The organism is Ruegeria sp. AN11 (assembly GCF_056536005.1).
The window spans coordinates 1,230,176-1,249,766 of sequence record NZ_JBQFJD010000001.1; the positions used below are offsets into that span (position 1 = coordinate 1,230,176).

The 19,591-nt window shown below is 60.4% G+C and carries 21 protein-coding genes; 9 read left to right on the top strand and 12 right to left on the bottom strand.

What is annotated here, in order from left to right; translation table 11 throughout:
- Positions 1 to 11: 11 nt before the first annotated feature.
- The 3 genes from ACR3EQ_RS06045 to ACR3EQ_RS06055 are packed head-to-tail and all read right to left on the bottom strand — an operon-like array spanning position 12 to position 3,017.
- Positions 12 to 1,058 (bottom strand): aldo/keto reductase, encoded by a 1,047-nt coding sequence (locus ACR3EQ_RS06045; RefSeq protein ID WP_170610618.1) that lies wholly within the window; start codon positions 1,056 to 1,058, stop codon positions 12 to 14.
- Positions 1,059 to 1,087: 29 nt separating this feature from the next.
- A complete protein-coding gene (locus ACR3EQ_RS06050; RefSeq protein WP_170677428.1) occupies positions 1,088 to 1,546 on the bottom strand; it encodes a DNA polymerase III subunit chi in 459 nt (152 codons plus the stop codon).
- Between the two features lie 4 nt (positions 1,547 to 1,550).
- Positions 1,551 to 3,017 carry a leucyl aminopeptidase gene (locus ACR3EQ_RS06055; RefSeq protein ID WP_170610612.1) on the bottom strand — a complete coding sequence of 489 codons (1,467 nt, stop codon included), beginning with the start codon at positions 3,015 to 3,017 and terminating at the stop codon, positions 1,551 to 1,553.
- 229 nt (positions 3,018 to 3,246) lie between these two features.
- Here ACR3EQ_RS06055 and lptG point away from each other — a divergent pair, with 229 nt between their 5' ends.
- The 5 genes from lptG to rsmA all read left to right on the top strand — a co-directional run bounded on the left by lptG (position 3,247) and on the right by rsmA (position 9,642).
- The gene (gene lptG, locus ACR3EQ_RS06060) at positions 3,247 to 4,347 is read left to right on the top strand and encodes an LPS export ABC transporter permease LptG (protein WP_170610609.1); all 1,101 of its coding nucleotides are present in this window, start codon (positions 3,247 to 3,249) and stop codon (positions 4,345 to 4,347) included.
- Positions 4,347 to 6,509 (top strand): LPS assembly protein LptD, encoded by a 2,163-nt coding sequence (locus ACR3EQ_RS06065; RefSeq protein ID WP_170610606.1) that lies wholly within the window; start codon positions 4,347 to 4,349, stop codon positions 6,507 to 6,509. The genes lptG and ACR3EQ_RS06065 overlap by 1 nt, the downstream gene beginning before the upstream one ends.
- The gene (locus tag ACR3EQ_RS06070) at positions 6,500 to 7,753 is read left to right on the top strand and encodes a peptidylprolyl isomerase (RefSeq protein WP_170610603.1); all 1,254 of its coding nucleotides are present in this window, start codon (positions 6,500 to 6,502) and stop codon (positions 7,751 to 7,753) included. The genes ACR3EQ_RS06065 and ACR3EQ_RS06070 overlap by 10 nt, the downstream gene beginning before the upstream one ends.
- Complete coding sequence (pdxA, locus tag ACR3EQ_RS06075; protein ID WP_170610600.1) at positions 7,750 to 8,715, top strand: 4-hydroxythreonine-4-phosphate dehydrogenase PdxA; 966 nt, start codon at positions 7,750 to 7,752, stop codon at positions 8,713 to 8,715. The genes ACR3EQ_RS06070 and pdxA overlap by 4 nt, the downstream gene beginning before the upstream one ends.
- Before the next feature lie 84 nt (positions 8,716 to 8,799).
- Entirely contained in the window at positions 8,800 to 9,642 is an 843-nt protein-coding gene (rsmA, locus tag ACR3EQ_RS06080; RefSeq protein ID WP_170610598.1) for a 16S rRNA (adenine(1518)-N(6)/adenine(1519)-N(6))-dimethyltransferase RsmA, read from the top strand.
- Between the two features lie 52 nt (positions 9,643 to 9,694).
- On the opposite strand, the gene ACR3EQ_RS06085 is transcribed toward rsmA, so the two are convergent.
- The 3 genes from ACR3EQ_RS06085 to prfA form a co-directional block, all read right to left on the bottom strand.
- Positions 9,695 to 10,282 carry a DUF4167 domain-containing protein gene (locus ACR3EQ_RS06085; protein ID WP_170610596.1) on the bottom strand — a complete coding sequence of 196 codons (588 nt, stop codon included), beginning with the start codon at positions 10,280 to 10,282 and terminating at the stop codon, positions 9,695 to 9,697.
- 239 nt (positions 10,283 to 10,521) lie between these two features.
- Positions 10,522 to 11,367 (bottom strand): peptide chain release factor N(5)-glutamine methyltransferase, encoded by an 846-nt coding sequence (prmC, locus tag ACR3EQ_RS06090; protein WP_480490088.1) that lies wholly within the window; start codon positions 11,365 to 11,367, stop codon positions 10,522 to 10,524.
- Positions 11,364 to 12,419: a peptide chain release factor 1 gene (gene prfA / locus ACR3EQ_RS06095; protein WP_480490090.1), complete on the bottom strand. Its 1,056-nt coding sequence runs from the start codon at positions 12,417 to 12,419 to the stop codon at positions 11,364 to 11,366. Before prfA ends, prmC begins: the two co-directional genes overlap by 4 nt.
- 63 nt (positions 12,420 to 12,482) lie before the next feature.
- Here prfA and ACR3EQ_RS06100 point away from each other — a divergent pair, with 63 nt between their 5' ends.
- Positions 12,483 to 12,770 (top strand): hypothetical protein, encoded by a 288-nt coding sequence (locus ACR3EQ_RS06100; RefSeq protein WP_170610587.1) that lies wholly within the window; start codon positions 12,483 to 12,485, stop codon positions 12,768 to 12,770.
- Here the strand turns inward: ACR3EQ_RS06100 and ACR3EQ_RS06105 are convergent.
- The 4 genes from ACR3EQ_RS06105 to ACR3EQ_RS06120 all read right to left on the bottom strand — a co-directional run bounded on the left by ACR3EQ_RS06105 (position 12,711) and on the right by ACR3EQ_RS06120 (position 16,338).
- Positions 12,711 to 13,118 (bottom strand): DUF1499 domain-containing protein, encoded by a 408-nt coding sequence (locus ACR3EQ_RS06105; protein ID WP_170610584.1) that lies wholly within the window; start codon positions 13,116 to 13,118, stop codon positions 12,711 to 12,713. The two genes, ACR3EQ_RS06100 and ACR3EQ_RS06105, sit on opposite strands and share 60 nt — an antisense overlap.
- Before the next feature lie 63 nt (positions 13,119 to 13,181).
- A complete protein-coding gene (gene speB, locus ACR3EQ_RS06110) occupies positions 13,182 to 14,129 on the bottom strand; it encodes an agmatinase (RefSeq protein WP_170610581.1) in 948 nt (315 codons plus the stop codon).
- A gap of 64 nt (positions 14,130 to 14,193) precedes the next feature.
- On the bottom strand, positions 14,194 to 15,162 hold the full coding sequence (gene speB / locus ACR3EQ_RS06115) for an agmatinase (RefSeq protein WP_170610578.1): 969 nt from the start codon (positions 15,160 to 15,162) through the stop codon (positions 14,194 to 14,196).
- A 12-nt stretch (positions 15,163 to 15,174) separates the two neighbouring features.
- Entirely contained in the window at positions 15,175 to 16,338 is a 1,164-nt protein-coding gene (locus ACR3EQ_RS06120) for a M20 aminoacylase family protein (protein ID WP_170610575.1), read from the bottom strand.
- A 66-nt stretch (positions 16,339 to 16,404) separates the two neighbouring features.
- Here ACR3EQ_RS06120 and mazG point away from each other — a divergent pair, with 66 nt between their 5' ends.
- The 3 genes from mazG (at position 16,405) to ACR3EQ_RS06135 (ending at position 18,714) form a co-directional block, all read left to right on the top strand.
- Positions 16,405 to 17,262: a nucleoside triphosphate pyrophosphohydrolase gene (mazG, locus tag ACR3EQ_RS06125; RefSeq protein WP_170610572.1), complete on the top strand. Its 858-nt coding sequence runs from the start codon at positions 16,405 to 16,407 to the stop codon at positions 17,260 to 17,262.
- Positions 17,263 to 17,326: 64 nt separating this feature from the next.
- Positions 17,327 to 18,268: a nucleoside hydrolase gene (locus tag ACR3EQ_RS06130; protein WP_480490092.1), complete on the top strand. Its 942-nt coding sequence runs from the start codon at positions 17,327 to 17,329 to the stop codon at positions 18,266 to 18,268.
- Positions 18,265 to 18,714 (top strand): GNAT family N-acetyltransferase, encoded by a 450-nt coding sequence (locus ACR3EQ_RS06135; RefSeq protein WP_170610566.1) that lies wholly within the window; start codon positions 18,265 to 18,267, stop codon positions 18,712 to 18,714. The genes ACR3EQ_RS06130 and ACR3EQ_RS06135 overlap by 4 nt, the downstream gene beginning before the upstream one ends.
- Here ACR3EQ_RS06135 and ACR3EQ_RS06140 read toward each other — a convergent pair.
- Both ACR3EQ_RS06140 and ACR3EQ_RS06145 read right to left on the bottom strand, forming a co-directional pair.
- Positions 18,711 to 18,878, bottom strand: a complete 168-nt coding sequence (locus ACR3EQ_RS06140) for a hypothetical protein (protein WP_170610563.1) — start codon at positions 18,876 to 18,878, stop codon at positions 18,711 to 18,713. The genes ACR3EQ_RS06135 and ACR3EQ_RS06140 overlap by 4 nt on opposite strands.
- 65 nt (positions 18,879 to 18,943) lie before the next feature.
- Complete coding sequence (locus tag ACR3EQ_RS06145; RefSeq protein ID WP_170805560.1) at positions 18,944 to 19,417, bottom strand: hypothetical protein; 474 nt, start codon at positions 19,415 to 19,417, stop codon at positions 18,944 to 18,946.
- Between the last annotated feature and the right edge of the window lie 174 nt (positions 19,418 to 19,591).

Consider the following 19,591-nt stretch of genomic DNA (forward strand, 5'->3'; position numbering starts at 1 on the left):
GGACTGCGCCCCTAGAACGGCATCGGATGGGCCCGGTGCGCTTGATTTATCTCGGCCAGAACGTCCGTCGACAATTCAAGATCGGCACCGCGCAGAATATGCTCCAACTGCAAGACGCTCGTGGCCCCGAAGATGGCTGACATCATGAAAGGTCGGGTCCGGCACCAGGCCAGCGCCATGTGAACCGGGTCCAACCCGTGGCGGTCCGCGATCTCGAGGTAGGCCGCCACGGCATCAAAGACACGCGCGGACCTGCGCCCCCCCATTGCCGGCACCAGCGACATGCGCGATCCGGCCGGCACTGCCCCATTTTGGTATTTGCCGGTCAGGAACCCTGCGGCCAAAGGGGAAAAGGCCATCAGCCCCACATCCTCGTGTACGCTCAGCTCACCCAGATCGGTGTCGAAGTGGCGGCAGAGCAGCGAATACTCGTTCTGTACGGACGCCACCCGTGGCGCGCCCATCTGTTCGGCCAGCCGCAGCCACTGTGCCGTCCCCCACGCACTTTCGTTCGATAGGCCGAATGCGCGGATATTGCCCTTGTCCACCTGCGCCTGCAGCGCCGTAAGGCACTCCTGCATGTTCTCCAGAACTTCTACGGTATTCTGCCCCGATGGCGCATAATCCCAGTTCTGCCGAAACATGTAGCTGCCGCGATTGGGCCAGTGAAACTGGTAGAGATCGATGCAATCCGTCTGCAACCGCCGCAGCGAGCCTTCGATGGCCTCGGGGATGGTCTGCCCGGTGATTGGAGCGCCGTCGCGGGCGTGGGCAAACCCCGCGCCGGAATGCTTGGTGGCCAACACATAGTCGCCCCGTCGTGACCGGTTTGCGGCATTCCAGTTGCCCAGAATTTCCTCGGTCCGCCCGACCGTTTCCCTCGAGACCGGGTTCACCGGGTACATCTCGGCCGCATCCACAAAGTTGACCCCGGCATCCAACGCCAGGTCGATCTGCGCATGCGCCTCGGGTTCTGAAGTTTGCGTGCCAAACGTCATCGTGCCCAGACACAGGTCCGACACCATGATGCCCGTACGGCCCAGAGGCTTGGTTTTCATCCGTCACTCTCCTGACTTGTTTTCGAAAATCAGGCCTCAGCCTTCTTTTCCCACCGCCCCGACGCCTCGGACCAGTATTGCGCCGAGCATCCTGCTGCGGTCAGCGCTTTCCACTGCCCCCGTGCGTGCTGAACGGCCTGTTCGTCGTTGCCATCGAACAGGATGCACACCCGTTCCAACGCGGCAACCTCGTCGGCCTCGACCGGCGCGCCATCCACCGCCATCACACAGGATGGGTCATTTGCGGCATCCGCCGTGGTGGTCAGCAGGATGGGCTGTGCCACATCATGCGGCCCGCCTTCCCGACCATGCGGCAGGAACCCCTCCTCGGGACCCAGCCACAGTTTTTCATCCAGCCAGTCCATCCGCGCGGGATCGGTCCCCCGCACGGCAATCCGCCACCCGGCCTGCCGCGCCTTGTCAAGCAGCACCGACAGGGTCTGCTCCAAAGGCTGCCGGGTCAGGTGATAGAAATAGACGGCCCCCATCCGATTACTCGAAATTATCCTGCACGAACCGGCTCAGTGCGCGCACGCCCCAGCCCGTGGCCCCCTTGGGAGCGTAAGACGTCTCGGTTGAAACCGAGGCAACACCGGCAATGTCCAGATGAATCCACGGCGTCTCTTCCTTGACAAACCGTTGCAGGAACTGCGCCGCAGTGATTGAACCCGCAGGCCGTCCGCCCACGTTTTTCATATCCGCAATGCGTGATTTCAACTGTTTGTCATAGGCCTCGCCCAGCGGCAGCCGCCACGCGCCCTCATCTTCGGCCCCGGCAGATTTCAGGAACGCATCGCAGAACGTGTCGTTGTTCGAGAATACACCGGCATTTTCATGTCCAAGACCGATGATGATCGCACCTGTCAACGTGGCCAGATCGACCATGCCAACGGGCCGGAACCGTTCCTGCGCATACCACATGACATCACACAGAACCAACCGCCCCTCGGCGTCTGTGTTGATGATCTCGACCGTATCGCCCTTCATCGAGGTGATCACGTCACCGGGCCGCGTGGCATTGCCCGAGGGCATGTTTTCGACCAGCCCCACCAGCCCGACGACATTGGCCTTTGCCTTGCGTTTTGCCAGCGCCCGCATGGTGCCCGCCACAACGCCCGCGCCGCCCATGTCCATCGTCATGTCTTCCATGCCACCGGCGGGCTTCAACGAAATGCCGCCGGTGTCGAACACGACGCCCTTGCCGACCAGCGCCAGCGGCGCATCGTCCTTGTCGCCCCCGTTCCACTGCATCACCACCACTTTTGAGGGGCTATCGGACCCCTGTCCGACGCTCAGCAATGTGCGCATTCCCAACTCGGCCAGCTTGTCTTCTTCCAGAACCTCGACCTCGAGCCCCAGCGCCTCCATCTCTTTCAGACGATCGGCGAACTCGTTTGTGGTCAATACGTTGGCAGGTTCGTTGGTCAGGTCACGGGTCATCCGCACGCCGTCGGCCACGGCATAAAGCGGCGCAAAGGCGGCCTCGACCTCGTCATGCTTGCCGTGGCTGATGGTGACGGTGCCAGGTTCCTCCGCGTCCTTGGTCTTGTGCGCGTCGAAATCGTAACTGCGCAACGCGATACCCATGGCCAGATCTTCGCACCGCAGCTGATTGGCCGCCATCACCAGCAGATCCTTGCCCCCTGCCAGCTTGGCCAGTGCTGCACCCCCCTTGCGCGCCTCGGCCCGCTCAGGCCGGCGCGGCAGCACCAGAACATCCAGCGCTTCCGCTGCCATCCCACCCGGCCAGCCCAGCGAGATGACATCCCCGGTTTTGACCTTGCCGAACTTCTCGCTTTCAACCAGTCGCGCAACCGCGCCGCGTGTCAGGCGATTGGCGCGGCGGGCGGCTGGGCCCATTTTCCCCTCTGACGTGATGATGATCGCCACGCGCCCCTCGGCCTGCGCCATTGCATCCACATCGAAGGCCTGAAAACGGACCGGAACCAGACTGCTCATTGCAAACTCCTCAAAATCTGTTCCCCAAGACCTAGCCCGCACCGCGCGGCTTGACCAGATAGCAGTTTTCCCCAGCCGTCATTTGCATTAAAGTCCCGCAAAAAGAACCGACAGGCATCGGGGGACAAGACTTGGCACCAAACGGCAGGCACAAGCCGTCGCGCAGAAAATCACGTTCCGGCAAATACGGCCCGGCCCCTTGCTTTTTCGGGCTGATGAGGGCGTTGTTGTGATCCTCGACCGTTATTTTGCCCGCAGATTCCTGCAAAGTTTTCTGGTCATTGGCGGCATTTTTCTGACACTGATGATTCTGATCGATCTGATCGAACAGATCCGCCGTTTTGACGATTCCAACCTGTCTTTTGGGCGCCTGCTACAGCTGACTTTGCTGAACACGCCTGCGGCCATCAGCGAGATGTTGCCTTTGCTGATTATTCTGTCGACCATTGCCCTGTTCATTGGCCTGGCCCGCAGTTCAGAACTGGTTGTGACCCGTGCAACCGGGCGATCCGGCATCCGCGCTCTGGCTGCACCGGTTGTTCTGGCGCTGATCATCGGTGCGTTGGCCGTGGCCTTGTTGAACCCGATCGCTGCGGCAACGTCCGAAGAATACCGGCGTCTGGCGGACAGCTACCGCAACGACGGCCGTTCTACCCTGTCCATCAGCCGTGATGGCCTGTGGCTGCGGCAAGGGGCGGAGGACGGGCAATCGGTCATTCATGCGCAGGGCACCGAGAATGACGACATCCTGCATCTGACTGGTGTCACGATCATCACCTTTGGTCAAAACGGCAAACCGACACAACAGATCATTGCAGACGAAGCCCGGCTGGAAGATGGCAGATGGGTCCTGCAGGACGCCAAGATCTGGTCCCTGAAAGATGACGAAAACCCCGAATTGAATGCGGTGACGCATGACCGGCTGGACCTGCCCACGTCTCTGACCCGGCAACGCATCCTGGATTCGCTGGGTCAGCAGGACTCGGTCTCAGTCTATGATCTGCCGCAACTGATCAACGATCTGGGAGAGGCCGGGTTTTCGACAAAGCAATATGAGGTCTGGCTGCAATCCGAGCTCGCGCGGCCCTTCTTTCTGGTCTCGATGGTCCTCATCGGCGCCGCCTTTACCATGCGCCACGTGCGTTTCGGCGGCACAGGCATCGCTGTGCTGACCGCCGTACTACTGGGCTTTGCCATGTATTTCATCCGTAATTTTGCACAAATCCTGGGGGAAAACGGACAATTGCCGGTCTACGTCTCGGCCTGGGCGCCACCCTTTGCGGCGCTGCTTTTGTCGCTGGGCCTGTTGCTGCACGCGGAGGACGGCTGATGCGGCACTTGCTACCCTTGTTGCTGTCCGGTGCGCTGATCCACAGCGCGCCAGCTATCGCCACAGCGCAGTCCGCGCCTGTACCAGATGCCGGACAAGCGGCTGAATCGCAGGACCTTCCGGCCCTTCTGGTCGCAGACAAGATCTTTATCACTCCGGATCGCAAGCTGATCGCCGAAGGCAATGTCGAGGCGTTTCAGGGCGACATCAAACTGACGGCCAGCAGCATCATCTATGATCGTGAAACCGGTTCGCTCGAACTGCAGGGACCGATCCGGATCGATCAGGAGGGCCGCACCACGATTCTGGCCGATTCGGCAGAACTGGACAACGGTATCCAGAATGGTCTTTTGATCGGCGCACGTATGGTGTTCGACCAACAGACCCAGATCGCCTCGGTCGAGGCGCGTCGCGCCGCTGGTCGATACACGCAGCTCAGCAAGGTTTCGGCCACGTCCTGCCATGTTTGTGCCGACGGTCGTGCGCCACTGTGGCAGATTCGCGCCCGCAAGGTCACGCACGACCAGTTGGAGCGGCAGTTGTATTTCGAAGGCGCACAGTTCCGTGTGCTGGATTTCCCTGTCTTCTACTTTCCGTATTTGCGCCTGCCGGATCCAACACTGGAACGCGCGACAGGGTTTCTTGTACCGTCCATTCGAACCACCTCGCAGCTTGGGACCGGCGTTCAGGTGCCGTATTTCTTCAAGCTCGGTGACCACAAGGACCTGACCCTGACTCCGTACCTGTCTTCGGGCACACGAACGCTGGGCTACCGGTACCGGCAAGCGTTCAAAACAGGCCGCATCAACATCGAAGGGGCCTACACACGCGACGACATACAGCCGAACCAGGATCGCGGCTATCTGTTCGCAAATGGCTTTTTTCTCTTGAAGAACGACTTCCGGTTCCTGTTCAGCATCAACACCACGTCTGACGACGGCTATCTGGCGGATTACGGCCTGCCCAATTATGACCGCCTGCGCAGCGAAGTCGCGCTTGAGCGGATCAAACGGGATACGGCCTTCAGGACCAGCCTGATCCACTATAAAACGCTGCGTGACAGCGAAGATCAGGATGAAATCCCGTCGCGGATTTTCGACTTGAACTACCAGAAACGATACTTCCCCCAAAGTGTTGGAGGCGAAGTCCGCCTGTCTTTTCTCAGCCATGCATACGAGCGTACCAGCGATGCCGATGTCACCGGGCGCGATGTGGCGCGCGCCACCGTTGACGCCGAGTGGCTGCGCAGCTGGATATTCGCCACCGGATTACGGGCTGACGCTCAGTTCGGTGCATCGGTGGACAGGTTCAACATCCGGCACGACAGCAATTTCGCAGATAACGTCAACCGGCTCACTCCTCGTGCGGCAATGACGCTGCGCTATCCGATGCAGCGCCGCGAAGCATCCGGTGCCTCGCAGGTGCTGGAACCCATCGCTCAGGTCGGGTGGACCCATGTGTCGACCAATGACGTGCCGATTGACGAAAGTACATTTCAGGAATTCGATCAGGGTGATCTGCTTTCCCTGTCCCGCTTTCCCGCAGTCGATCGCCGTGAAGACGGACCGACCGGCGTTGTGGGCGTCAACTGGGCGCGGTACGGCATCAATGGCTCACGTGCATTGGCAACGATAGGTCAGGTTTTCCGCGCCGATGCCGACCCGGCCTTCAACCTGACATCCGGTCTTCAGGGCACGTCTTCCGATTTGCTGATTGCCGGGCAGGTAGACACGGTCAAGGGCTGGTCCATTGGCGGGCGCGGCCTGATCAACGGCGATTTCAGCTTTGCAAAAGCCGAACTGCGTGGCCAATGGGCGCGCGGTGACGATGCAATCGTCGGCAGCTATGTCTGGCAGGAGCCGGACCCGGACGAGAACGTGGATGACGAAATCTCAGAATTCTGGGTGAACGGGCGCTACAGAATAGACGAGAACTGGTTGACCCGCGCCGAGGCGCGCTATGACCTCAGCGAAGACGAACCGATCCGGTACGGGTTTGGGCTGACCTATCAGAACGAATGTGTTCAGGTTAACATGAGCGTCAGCCGACGCTTCACATCAACATCAAGTATTGAGCCTTCGACGGAATTCGGGTTTACCGTTGCCCTGACAGGTTACGCCATCGACGGCGGCGGTAAGAAGTACAAAAGATCATGCAGCTGATATCAGGTTTCTCAAGGTTTATTCTTTCCGGCTGGATCAGGCGGGCCATTCCGGCGCTTGCTGCCGCGGTCATCACGCTCGCAGCCGGGCAGATCTCGGCCCAAAGCCTGTTCTCGCCGGCGATCCGCGTCAACCAAGACATCATCACCTGGTACGAGTTGCAGCAACGCCAGCAATTGCTGACCGTTCTGGGCGTTCCCGGCAGTTCAGACCAAGAGGTGCGCGAAGCCTTGATCGAAGACAGCCTGCGCAACCAGGCCTTGCGGGATGCCGGCATCACGGCAACACCCGAAGACATTGAGGTCGGTATCGACGAATTCGCATCCCGCGGTCAGCTGTCGTCCGACGAATTCCTCAATGCCCTCAAAAATGAAGGGGTCGATCGCGAAACCGTGCGGGATCTGGTCGCCAACCAGCTGGCTTGGCGCGAGTTCATCAGCACACGCTTTCTTTCCCAATCCCGCCCTTCGGAAGACGAGATCAACCGCGCACTGGGACAAGGCGGCAATGGCGGCCTGCAGGTTCTGCTGTCTGAAATCATCATCCCGGTGACCCCGCAAACTCTGCCTCAGGCCCAGGTCCTGGCTGACGAAATCTCGAAACTCGAAGGCTATGACGCCTTCTCCGCCGCCGCCACACAGTACTCAGCCGCCGCTACCCGTGATAATGGCGGCAGGCTGGAATGGCTGGGCCTGACCGACCTGCCCCCGGCCCTGCAACCGGTGCTTCTGGGCCTCAAGAACGGCGAAATCACCGCGCCGCTGTCGCTGCCCAATGCTGTCGCCCTGTTCCAGATGCGCGGCGTTCGCGAGGTTTCGACCGCCGCGCCCCGTTATTCCGAGATCGACTATGCCGCGTATTACCTGCCCGGCGGGCGCAGCGCGGAAACCCTGGCTCGGGCCAACAGGCTGAAGGAAGAGATCGACACCTGCGACGACCTTTATGGCATCGCGAAGGATCAGCCGGCTGCAGCACTGGATCGTGTCTCTGCGGCCCCGTCGGAAATCCCGCGCGATGTTGCGCTGGAACTGGCCAAGCTGGACAACAACGAGGTGTCGACAACGCTCACCCGCAACAACGGGCAGACCCTGATGTTCCTGATGCTGTGCACCCGCACTCTGGACAGGGGCGAGGACACGACGCGCCAGGACATTGCGAATGCCCTGACCCAGCAGCGCCTGCAAGCCTTTGCCGACAGTCTTCTGGAACAGATGAAGGCCGATGCCACCATCATCTCGCAATGACCGCCCCTATTGCGCTCAGTTGCGGGGAACCGGCCGGGATCAGCCCTGAAATCGCCGCTGGCGCATGGTCCCAATTGCGCGGCGCCTGCCCGTTTTTCTATATCGGCGACGCTGCACACCTGCCCAAAGGCACCCCGATCCGAAAAATAAGCGCACCATCGCAGGCGCAAGCCGTCAGCGCCGAGGCCCTGCCTGTGCTGCACATGGAATTTCCCGCGCCCAACCGACCGGGCCATCCCGATCCGGACAATGCGCCGTCGATCATCGATGCCATTGAACTGGGCGTCAACCTCGTGCGCTCGGGCGAGGCTTCGGCCCTGTGCACCGCGCCCATTCACAAAAAGGCCCTGATCGACGGGGCCGGGTTTTCCTTCCCCGGTCATACCGAGTTTCTGGCGGCCCTCGCCGGTCAGGAACGCGCGGTGATGATGCTGGCCAGTTCCAATCTGCGCGTCGTGCCCGCCACGATCCACATCCCGCTGTCCCGCGTGCCGTCCGAACTGACGCCAGATTTGTTGCGCGACACCATTGCCATCACGGCTGACGGTCTGCGCCGTCAATTCGGCATCGCACACCCCCGTATCGCGGTGGCGGGCCTCAATCCACATGCTGGCGAAGGCGGCAAAATGGGAATGGAAGAACTGGACTGGATCGCGCCGCTTCTGAAAGACCTGCCAACCAACGGCTACACCGTCACCGGCCCCCATCCGGCCGACACGATGTTCCACGCCGCCGCCCGCGCCCGATACGATGCCGCAATCGCCATGTATCACGATCAGGCCCTGATCCCGATCAAGACACTGGATTTTGACAAGGGCGTAAACGTAACGCTGGGCCTGCCCTTCATACGCACGTCGCCTGACCACGGCACCGCACTGGACATCGCCGGAAAAGGAATCGCCAATCCCACAAGCCTGATCGAGGCCCTGAAACTTGCCCAACAGATGGCACAAACCCCTTGATCCTTCACCTGGTCGAAAATATCCCCGCCGGAGGCAAAAAATCTCTGGCGCTTACCCACCAACCCGCGCCACGGTAGTCGGATCATGAGCGCAATCGACACCCTCCCCCCTCTGCGCGAGGTCATCGCGACACATCAGCTCTCGGCCCGTAAGTCGCTGGGTCAGAACTTTCTGCTCGACCTGAACCTGACCGCGAAGATCGCCCGTCAGGCCGGGGATCTGGCCCAATGCGATGTGCTGGAAATCGGCCCGGGCCCCGGCGGACTGACCCGTGGACTGCTGTCCGAAGGCGCGCGCAAGGTCGTCGCGGTCGAAAAAGATACGCGCTGTATCGCCGCCCTGAACGACATCGCTGCCGCCTATCCCGGCAAGCTTGAGGTGATCAATGGCGACGCTCTGGAAATCGACCCTCTGGCCCATCTGACCCCGCCGATTCGCATCGCGGCCAACCTGCCCTACAATGTCGGCACCGAACTGCTGGTGCGGTGGCTCACACCGCCCGAATGGCCGCCGTTCTGGCAAAGCCTGACCCTTATGTTCCAGCGCGAAGTGGCCGAGCGTATCGTCGCCCAACCCGGAAGCAAGGCCTATGGCCGCCTCGCTATCCTGGCCCAGTGGCGGGCCGAGGCGCGTATCGCCATGTCCCTGCCGCCCGGCGCGTTTACTCCGCCGCCCAAGGTTTCAAGCGCAGTGGTCCACCTGACCGCCCTGCCCGAGCCGCGTTTCCCGGCAAATGCCGCAACACTGTCCCGCGTGGTCGCCGCCGCCTTCAACCAGCGCCGCAAGATGCTGCGCGCCTCGCTGAAAGGCGTGGCCCCGGATATCGAGGACCGTCTGCTGGCTGCTGGTATCCAGCCCACGGAACGGGCCGAACAGGTCCCTCTGGAAGCCTTCTGCGCGCTGGCGCGTGAAGTTTCCAAAGGCTGAAACAAAAAACCCCGGGCGTAACCCGGGGCTTCTTCTCAACCGATACGAGCGCTTACTCAGCCGCTTCCGGCGCGTCGCCTTCACTTGAAGGCGCTTCTTCAGCAGGTGCAGGCGCGGCCTTGGGCTTACGGCCCCGGGGCTTGCGCGCGGGTTTTTCCTTTTTCTCGGGCGTTTCGGCGACCGGCGCATCCTCTTTGCTTTCCGGCGTCTCGACCAGACCCGATTCCGGCGTTGCCTCCTCAGAACCGAAATCCATCACGTCGGGCTGCGGTGCCTCGGCCGGGTCTGCCTGGCGGGCAGCTTCACGTTCCTGACGTTCGGCGCGTTCGCGATCGCGTTCGGCCTGGCGCTCGCGATTCTGGCGCTCCTGCTCTTCGCGGCGCGCATCAATCTCGCGCTGCGCTTCGCTCAGCATGCGCAGATAATGCTCGGCGTGCTGCTGGAAATTTTCGGCCGCCACGCGGTCGTTGGACAACTGAGCGTCACGCGCCAGCTGATTGTACTTATCAATGATTTGTTGCGGCGTGCCACGCACCTTGCCCTCGGGGCCTGAACTGTCGAAAACCCGGTTTACGACGTTACCACCAGAAGGGCGATTGCGGTTATTCTTGGCCCGCGAGCGGGATTTTGAAGATCTCATCTTATTTTACGTCAGCCTTGTCATTCGCTGTCGATCAACCCGTACCTTACGCTGCTCAGAGGCTTGTCCCGTACCGTGTCATCGACTTTTTTGGGCTTGGCGTCAGGGGTGCGCTGCAAAAGCGCCAGCCTCGCTGACTACTCTGAGTAAGCATGTCCTGCCCGCGCAGACAAGGGGTTTATCGGATATTTCGCAGCTTTTTTACTTTCGCAGGCGCATTTCAGCCTCAGTTTTCGGGCCTAACCGGGCATTCTTGCGACAATTACCCGATCCCGCCCGTCCAGATCGGAAATGACACGAATTTCCGCCAGTCCGGCGGCATCAAACAACGCGGACACATAGTTGGCCTGCGTCGGTCCGATTTCGACCAGAAGACGTCCGCCCCGCGACAGAAAATCCGGGGCCGATGACGCGATCCGGCGATACGCATCTAGCCCGTCGCCCTCATCTGTCAACGCTAGTCGCGGTTCATGTTCGCGTACTTCGGGGGAAAGTTCCTCCATTTCGGAAAGCGAGATATAGGGCGGGTTCGAAACGATCAGGTCAAACATGCCATCAACTGCCCCAAACCAGTCGGAATGCCAGACATTGATGCGGGCCTGCACCTGATGTTGCACCGCATTGGCGCTGGCCTGCAAACAGGCGGCTTCGCTGAGGTCGACACCAACCCCGGTTGCGCTGCGCCGCTCGGCCAGCAGTGTGATCAGAATACACCCGGACCCGACCCCCAGATCCAACACCCGGTCAAAAGGTTCGCTCAGGGCCGCTTCGATCAATACTTCCGTTTCGGGGCGCGGGTCCAGAACATCACGGCTGACGCGAAACCGACGGCCGTAAAACTCGCGCTCGCCCAACAGGTGCGAGACCGGAATCCGTATGGCCCGAAGCGAGATCAGCTGGTCGTAGCGCTCGGCGATATCCGGCGACAGCTCCTCGGGCGCGATCAGAGTGACCCGGCTGGCTTCGATCCGGGCCGCATGAGCAAGCAACAGCCGCGCGTCCCGCGCCGGATCTTCAACTCCTGCCGCGCGCAGCCGGGCAGTTGCCGCCACCATCGCCTGCGCCGCAGTCTGCGCCCCGGTCATTGCGCCATCTCGGCCAGAAGCCGCGCCTGATCATCTGCGGTCAGCGCATCGATCACCTCGTCCAGATCGCCCTGCATCACCTGATCCAGCTTATACAGAGTCAGATTGATACGGTGATCCGTCATGCGACCTTGGGGGAAATTATAGGTCCTGATCCGCTCGGACCGGTCGCCCGAGCCGATCTGACTGGCCCGATCCGCCGAACGCTCGCTGTCGATTCGCTGCCGCTCCAGATCGTAAAGCCGCGTTTTCAGTACCTGCATCGCAATCTCGCGGTTGCGGTGCTGGGATTTCTCGGAACTGGTTACCACGATGCCGCTGGGCAGGTGCGTGATCCGTACGGCCGAATCGGTGGTGTTCACGTGCTGACCACCAGCCCCCGAAGACCGCATCGTGTCGATGCGGATGTCACCCGCGTCAATCTGGATATCCACGTCCTCAGCCTCGGGCAAAACTGCCACCGTCGCCGCCGAGGTGTGAATTCGTCCGCCGCTTTCGGTTTCAGGAACCCGCTGAACCCGATGCACACCGGATTCGTATTTCATGCGCGCAAAGACGTTGTCACCCTTGATATGCGCCACCACTTCCTTGATCCCGCCCAGATCGGAGGACTGCTCCTCAATGATCTCGAACTGCCAACCCCGCGTTTCGGCATAGCGCTGATACATGCGCAGCAGGTCTCCGGCGAACAAAGCGGCCTCATCCCCGCCTGTACCGGGGCGGATTTCCAACATCGCCGGGCGCGCATCCGCTGCGTCCCGCGGCAACAACGCCAGTTGTAACGCGTGCTCTGCGTCGGGAATACGTGCCTGCAACGCCGGGATTTCCTCCTCGGCCAGTTCCTTCATGTCGGGGTCGGCCAGCATCACCTTTGCCTCGGCCAGATCGGCCACGAGCTGTCTCCAGGCCATGATCTGATCAACCACCGGCTTGAGGTCAGAATATTCCTTGGCCAATGCCGCAATATCACCGCCCGACGCGCCATCTGCCATGGCCGCTTCGAGGTACTGGAATCGCTGAGTTATCTGTTCAAGGCGTTCTTCTGGGATCATGCGCGGGGTGTCTATCATCCGGGGGCTTTGGTCAAGGGCAAGCCTTGTGCTAAGCTGTTATTCATGAAACGGATCGTGCTTGTTCTTGCCCTCTGCGCGGCACCTGCCATGGCCGATGTGGTCGGCCCCGGCGGCAAGGTTCAGGATTGTTATTGCACCGATAAATCCGGCACCCGCGTCGAACTGGGAGAGATGATCTGCCTGCAAGTCGATGGCCGCATGTTCATGGCCCAATGCCAGATGTCACTGAACGTCCCCATGTGGCGCGAGGTGCAGGAGGGGTGCCTGTCCTCAGGGCTGCAACAAAGCCAACCACCGGTCGACACGAACCTGGTTTACCCCAAAATCTGAACGCCCGAACCGCAATCTGCCGTGAATGCGCAGGATGTCTCCGTCTTGCTGTGCCGTTGTGTAATCGGGAAACCCTAATGTCGGTGTTCGGGTGACATATGTCACCATTCCATCACCAACCGACCCGGCCAAAACCGTTGTCCGTGGAGCGGCCCTTGCAATGGTATCGAAACGCGCCAACCCGTCCGGACCGGTTTCAACCACACGCAACACGCCGCCTTTCATGTCCCGGTCCGTGTTACCAACCGGGGCGACATGCCATGTCACGGGATCGGACGGAGCCAGCCGAATGAAAGCCGCCAGTCCAACCAACAGCGCAACACAAAGCCACAGCACCATCTTTGTCATCCCGATCCCAACCCTTTGACAAACCCTAGCCGGATCGCGATGCGGGGCAATATGCGCCCCCGGTTATCGTGACGTCACACCGGGCAGGATGCAGATCAATTCAAACAACAGGTTCGCCGCTGTCAGCGCCGTGTTGCCGGACGGATCGTAGGGCGGCGAAACCTCGACCAGATCGCAGCCCACGACATTCATGCCGCCAAGCGCATGGATCAGTTGAAGCGCCTGCGGTGTGGTTAGCCCCGCAATCTCGGGTGTCCCGGTGCCGGGCGCATAGGCCGGGTCCAGACTGTCAATGTCGTAGGTGATGTAAACCGGATGATCCCCTACAGACTTGCGGATAAGCGAGCCGATCTCGGTCAGGTTCTGCTGCCACAGTTCCCAGGCCGGATATTGGCGGAAACCCCATCCCTTCGCTTCAGTGAAATCGCTGGCGGCGTAACCGGACCCGCGAATTCCGATCTGAAAGGTCTTGTCGGGAACGATCAGCCCCTCTTCGTAGGCGCGGCGGAAGACGGTGCCATGGGTCTCACGCTCGCCAAACATTTCGTCATTCACGTCCGCATGGGCATCCACATGCACCAGGGCGACCGAACCGTGCTTTGCCGCAATCGCGCGCAGGATCGGCAGGGTGATCGAATGATCGCCCCCCATCGCCACCGGGGTCACGTTCTGCGCCAGAATGCCGTCATAGCTGTCCTTGATGATCGTCAGACTGTCAGCCAGCGAAAACGTATTGATCGCCAGATCGCCGATATCGGCAATCTGCAAACTGTCAAACGGCGCGGCGAATGTCGCCATGTTATAGGGCCGGATCATCGCGCTTTCACTTCGGATCTGTTTCGGCCCGAACCGCGTGCCCGACCGCCACGAGGTGCCGATATCCATTGGAATACCCAAAACCGCCACATCCAGCCCCTCAAGCGAGGCCGCCTGCGGCAGGCGCATGAACGTGTTCGGCCCGGAAAACCGGGCCAGATCATTGCCGCTGATCGGTTGGTTGAAATCTGCCATGCCTGTTGTCCCTTCTGCCCGGTCATACAATCAAGCAAATACCGGAAGTATGACTAACCAAATGTTAAACCGGAGCCAGCTTGTTCCAGCCCAGCAGGCAAATGATCTGCGTCGCCACATGCGCCCCGGCAATCGCAGTGGCGCCGGAGGTGTCGAACGGAGGCGAAACCTCGACCACATCGCCGCCCTTGATGTTGATCCCGGCGATGTCGCGCAGAATGATCTGCGTCTGGATCGAGGTCAGCCCGCCCCAGACAGGCGTCCCGGTACCGGGGGCAAAGGCAGGGTCCAGCCCATCAATGTCAAAGCTCAGGTAAACGGGACTGTCGCCCAGAATACCCTTGATCTTCTGCGCCACGGCGGCAGGGCCGGACTCATACACTTCGCGCGCGTCGATGATGTTGACGCCCAGCGTATCCTCGTTGTGTGTGCGAATCCCCACCTGAACCGAGCGCTTCGGGTCCACGATCCCGGATTTCACCGCCTTGTAGAACATCGTGCCGTGGTCCACGCGGGACATGTCGTCATCGGCCCAGGTGTCAGTGTGCGCATCGAATTGCAGCAGCGATATCGGCCCGTATTTCTCGGCATAGGCCTTCAGGATAGGGAAGCTGATGTAATGGTCCCCGCCCAGCGTGACCGAGGCGACATTCGCCTCCAGAATGGTGCGGATATGATCGGTCAGCGTGTCGGGAAAGGCCGGGATGTTGGCGTAGTCATAGGCCATGTCGCCATAGTCGACGATGGCCAGTTCGCTGAGCGCATCAAAGGGCCAGCCATAAGGCGCATCGGGCGATTGCAGTGCGCTGGCCTCGCGGATCGCACGCGGGCCCAGACGAGTGCCGGGGCGGTTGGTGACGGCCTGATCAAAGGGTACGCCTGTCACGGCGATATCAACTCCGCTCAGGTCCTTGGTATACAGCCGCCGCAGGAACGAGGTCGCGCCCCCGAACGTGTTCTCGTAGGACAACCCCTTGAGGTCGGGATTGGTGAACGCCTCATCCACCTGGTTTTTTGCGTCTTCCAGTGCCATGTCTTCTCCCTGTCAGCCCAGCGGCTGCGCCTTTTCCACGATCCGGGCAAAGAATGAGGCCCCGACCGGTGCGATGTCGTCGTTGAAGTTGTATTTCGGGTGATGCAATCCTGCACCTTCACCCTGTCCCAGAAACAGATATGCGCCGGGACGTGCCTGCAGCATATAGGAAAAATCCTCGGCCCCCATCTCGCGCCCGCTATTGGCCGTGACCCGGTCATCGCCGGAAACCTCGCGGGCGACTTCAGCCGCAAATACCGCCTTGGCGTCATCGTTAACCGTGGCCGGGTAACTGACGTCATAGTCCAGCCGCGCTTCGACACCGTAGGATACCGCCTGCCCCTGCACGATCTGCTCCATCCGCTCCATCACCATCTTCTGCACATTGGGATCAAAGGTGCGCACGGTGCCGTTTATATAGGCCGTGTCGGGAATCACGTTGTTCACGGTTCCGGTATGAATCTGCGTGACCGAAACCACCAGATCATCCAACGCGTAGTTATTGCGGCTGACGATGGTCTGGATCGCCTGCGCGATACCGCAGGCCGCCATCACCGGATCGCGGGTTTCATGCGGCATCGCGCCATGGCCGCCCCTGCCCTGTATATGCACCTCGAACGTGTCGACCGCCGCCATGATCGGGCCGGGCGTTGTGTGGAACGCCCCTTCGGCAATGCCCGGCGCGTTGTGCAGCGCATAGACCTGCGAGATGTCAAACCGGTCCATGATGCCTTCTTCCACCATCACGCCGGCCCCGCCGCCTTCTTCCTCGGCGGGTTGAAAGATCAGCGCAACCCGCCCCCGGAAATTTCGTGTCTCGGCCAGATACCGCGCGGCCCCCAGCAACATGGTCGTGTGCCCATCATGGCCGCAGGCATGCATCTTGCCCGGATTCGTCGAGGCATAGGCGACACCCGTCTCCTCCGTGATCGGCAGCGCATCCATGTCCGCACGCAGGCCAATGGTCGGCCCTTCACCCTGCCCGTTGATGATGGCGACCATGCCGGTTTTGGCGATCCCTTCGTGCAGTTCATCCACGCCGAACTCGCGCAGACGGTCCGCAACAAAAGCGGCAGTTTCATGGCATTCGAACTCCAGTTCCGGGATTTTATGCAGGTGCTGGCGCCATGCGGCCATATCGGCAGAGAAATCGGCAATTCGGTTGACGACGGGCATCGGGGGTGGACTCCTGATCCAAGCTGCGGGATGGATGCATCTGACACCGGAACAAGGGGCTTCGCAATGGCTGAAAATCCGCTGATCACCGACTCTGACGCTGGGATCGAGCGCTTGCTGGAAATCATGCGCCGCCTGCGCGACCCCGAATCGGGCTGTCCGTGGGATATCGAACAGGATTTCGCGACCATCGCCCCCTACACGATCGAAGAAGCCTACGAGGTCGCTGACGCCATCGAACGTGAGGCGTATGACGAGCTGAAGGGCGAGTTGGGCGATCTGCTGTTCCAATCGGTCTTTCACGCGCAGATGGCCGAAGAAGCCGGACATTTCACCTTTCAGGACGTGGTGCGCACCATGTCGGACAAGATGGTCGACCGCCACCCGCATGTGTTCGGCGACGAGTCCCGCGATAAATCCGCCGAACAACAGACAGCGGACTGGGAAACTATCAAGGCGGCAGAGCGTGCAGGCAAGAAACAGAAAGGCGCGTTGGACGGGGTTGCGGCCAACCTGCCTGCCCTGCTGCGTGCCCATAAACTGCAAAAACGCGCCGCCCGGGTCGGATTTGATTGGCCCGATGCCAGCCACGTGTTGGCCAAGATCACGGAAGAGGCCGCTGAACTGGAAGAGGCGCGCGACAGCATGGATGCCGACGCGCTCGAGGACGAATTCGGTGATCTGCTGTTCGTGATCGTCAACCTTGGCCGCCACTTAGGCATCGAACCCGAGGCCGCCCTGCGCCGCACAAACGCCAAGTTCACCCGCCGCTTCGAAAAGGTCGAAGCCCGGCTGGCCGAACGCGGTAAGACGCCCACCCAAAGTGATCTGGCCGAGATGGATGCGCTGTGGGACGAGGTGAAAATCGAGGAACACCGCGCCAATGGCAAACTCCCGCCGGTAAGCGCAACAAACGGGGCCTGAAACAACTGGACAAGACACGCTCAGCTTGTCAGTGTCCGACCTTCACCACCCCCGGAGGCAGAGCATGACCGCCCGCAAGATCATAATCGACACCGATCCCGGACAGGACGATGCCGTCGCCATCCTGTTGGCGTTGGCCAGCCCCGAAGAGGTCGAGGTTCTGGGCATCACCGCCGTCGCCGGAAACGTGCCGCTGGAACTGACGGCCAAGAATGCGCGTATCGTCTGCGAACTGGCTGGTCACACCGAAGTGCCCGTTTATGCCGGATGCGACCGCCCGCTGAACCGCCCTCTGATCACTGCGGAACATGTGCACGGTAAAACCGGCTTGGACGGCCCGGTTCTGCCCGACCCGCAGATGCCGCTGGCGCAAGGCCACGCGGTCGATTTTATCATCGATACCCTGCGTACACAGGCACCGGGTACCGTGACGCTTTGCCCGCTGGGTCCGCTGACCAATATCGCAACGGCGTTTCAGAAGGCCCCCGACATTGTCGACCGCGTTCAGGAAATTGTCCTGATGGGCGGGGCTTATTTTGAGGTCGGAAACATCACCCCAACAGCAGAATTCAACATTCACGTCGATCCGGAAGCTGCTGATATCGTGTTCAAATCCAGAAGGCCTATCGTCGTCATGCCGCTGGATGTCACTCACAAGGCACTTGTCACCAGACCCCGAAATGACGCCTTCCGTGCGCTCGGCAACAAGGTCGGCATCGCCGTGGCCGAAATGACTGATTTCTTCGAGCGGTTCGACATGAACAAATACGGCAGCGAAGGCGCTCCGCTGCACGATCCCTGCGTCACCGCCTATCTGATCCGTCCCGACCTGTTCAGCGGGCGTCACATCAATATCGAGATTGAAACCCATTCGGAACTGACCATGGGCATGACCGTCGCAGATTGGTGGGGCGTGACCGACCGCGCACCAAACGCCACATTCCTGGGCGATGTGGACGCTGATGGTTTCTTTGCGCTGCTTACAGAAAGGCTGGCCCGGCTATGACCGCAGCACTCCGCCTCGCCCGACCGGACGACCTGGACCGCCTGATGACGCTGGTTTCCGCATTCCATGCCGAGACCGGAATTGAACAGGATGCCGACCAGCGGCGCGAAGCTCTGCGTCCTCTGCTGGAAGGAATCCCGCATGGGTGCATCTACCTGATTGGCCCCGGACGGGCGCCGCTGGGCTATATCATCCTGACTTTCGGGTGGTCGGTCGAGTTCGGCGGCATGGACGGCTTTGTCGATGAAATCTACATCCGCCCGGCCGTGCGTGGCCGCGGTATCGCTTCCGAAGTGCTGCACGATCTGCCCAAAGCCCTTGCCGAGGCCGGAGTGACGGCCCTGCATCTGGAAGTCGATCGCACCAATGACGCTGCGCAAAAACTCTACCTGCGCAGCGGCTTCAAGGCCCGCGACCGCTATATGCTGATGAGCAGAACGCTCTAGCGGCTTTCCCCGCGGAAGATCACATCGGGGTTATACATTTCCTGAACCGGGTCATCCTGAGACACCTGCATCCCTGTGATCGGGTAGGTATCGGGTCCTGCGCAGGCCGCAAGGAAGGATACGGACAGGGCCGAAACCATCAGAAGGAATTTTGATACAGACATCGTGAGCTCCTTTCTGCAATGCAATCAGGATAACTCATGTTGAGACACCGCCGTTAGGAACAAGTTCACACATAACGATATAATACTCGGCCATTTTCCGCCGATATGTCTGTTTTCGCGGTCTTTTGACCAGCATATTCACTGCTAGAGCATTGATAACCATAGACGATCCAGCGATCGGACTTTTCGAGCGTTTTCCTAATTTCGTCTCGGATTTTTTGAATATTTTCTGTCCTCGCATCCCGAAATTTACACTTTCGCGACAAAACGCGCCCCTTTGCCACAACCTGAAAGCGATACGGAGAACTGAGATTTTCACCACATGCTCCAGTAACAGACAGCAAGGCGGCAGCTTGAAAACGCCCCCCATCAAAAGCCCTATCGTTTGTAACACATAGAATGAGCAACCGATCTGGCACCTGTTTGACGCCGCTCTGGTTCTCCCAAGCCCTGGATGGGCGAACATAGACCCGATTGCTGATCAGCTCGGTTCTACCACACTGCTGCGCCCCACAACTCGGCCAAAACCCGTCAAACAATCATATTTCCCAAGCTGCTTGCCGAATGGCATGAACCGGGCGACTACGGGAACTCTTGTCCGAGGCACCTATCCCCAATTCACTGAAATGCCGTACCCCGCCCCCGCCTAATCGGCGAGGGAGGAACATGTTTTTTTGACACGCGGGCCAAAGCATCTGACTCCGCAATGATCT

Bases quoted from the DNA above. Each gene is read 5' to 3' on its own strand.
- ACR3EQ_RS06045 (WP_170610618.1), bottom strand. From the start codon at position 1,058: ATGAAAACCAAGCCTCTGGGCCGTACGGGCATCATGGTGTCGGACCTG.
- ACR3EQ_RS06050 (WP_170677428.1), bottom strand. From the start codon at position 1,546: ATGGGGGCCGTCTATTTCTATCACCTGACCCGGCAGCCTTTGGAGCAG.
- ACR3EQ_RS06055 (WP_170610612.1), bottom strand. From the start codon at position 3,017: ATGAGCAGTCTGGTTCCGGTCCGTTTTCAGGCCTTCGATGTGGATGCA.
- ACR3EQ_RS06065 (WP_170610606.1), top strand. From the start codon at position 4,347: ATGCGGCACTTGCTACCCTTGTTGCTGTCCGGTGCGCTGATCCACAGC.
- ACR3EQ_RS06070 (WP_170610603.1), top strand. From the start codon at position 6,500: ATGCAGCTGATATCAGGTTTCTCAAGGTTTATTCTTTCCGGCTGGATC.
- pdxA (WP_170610600.1), top strand. From the start codon at position 7,750: ATGACCGCCCCTATTGCGCTCAGTTGCGGGGAACCGGCCGGGATCAGC.
- rsmA (WP_170610598.1), top strand. From the start codon at position 8,800: ATGAGCGCAATCGACACCCTCCCCCCTCTGCGCGAGGTCATCGCGACA.
- ACR3EQ_RS06085 (WP_170610596.1), bottom strand. From the start codon at position 10,282: ATGAGATCTTCAAAATCCCGCTCGCGGGCCAAGAATAACCGCAATCGC.
- prmC (WP_480490088.1), bottom strand. From the start codon at position 11,367: ATGACCGGGGCGCAGACTGCGGCGCAGGCGATGGTGGCGGCAACTGCC.
- prfA (WP_480490090.1), bottom strand. From the start codon at position 12,419: ATGATCCCAGAAGAACGCCTTGAACAGATAACTCAGCGATTCCAGTAC.
- ACR3EQ_RS06100 (WP_170610587.1), top strand. From the start codon at position 12,483: ATGAAACGGATCGTGCTTGTTCTTGCCCTCTGCGCGGCACCTGCCATG.
- ACR3EQ_RS06105 (WP_170610584.1), bottom strand. From the start codon at position 13,118: ATGACAAAGATGGTGCTGTGGCTTTGTGTTGCGCTGTTGGTTGGACTG.
- speB (WP_170610581.1), bottom strand. From the start codon at position 14,129: ATGGCAGATTTCAACCAACCGATCAGCGGCAATGATCTGGCCCGGTTT.
- speB (WP_170610578.1), bottom strand. From the start codon at position 15,162: ATGGCACTGGAAGACGCAAAAAACCAGGTGGATGAGGCGTTCACCAAT.
- ACR3EQ_RS06120 (WP_170610575.1), bottom strand. From the start codon at position 16,338: ATGCCCGTCGTCAACCGAATTGCCGATTTCTCTGCCGATATGGCCGCA.
- mazG (WP_170610572.1), top strand. From the start codon at position 16,405: ATGGCTGAAAATCCGCTGATCACCGACTCTGACGCTGGGATCGAGCGC.
- ACR3EQ_RS06130 (WP_480490092.1), top strand. From the start codon at position 17,327: ATGACCGCCCGCAAGATCATAATCGACACCGATCCCGGACAGGACGAT.
- ACR3EQ_RS06135 (WP_170610566.1), top strand. From the start codon at position 18,265: ATGACCGCAGCACTCCGCCTCGCCCGACCGGACGACCTGGACCGCCTG.
- ACR3EQ_RS06140 (WP_170610563.1), bottom strand. From the start codon at position 18,878: ATGTCTGTATCAAAATTCCTTCTGATGGTTTCGGCCCTGTCCGTATCC.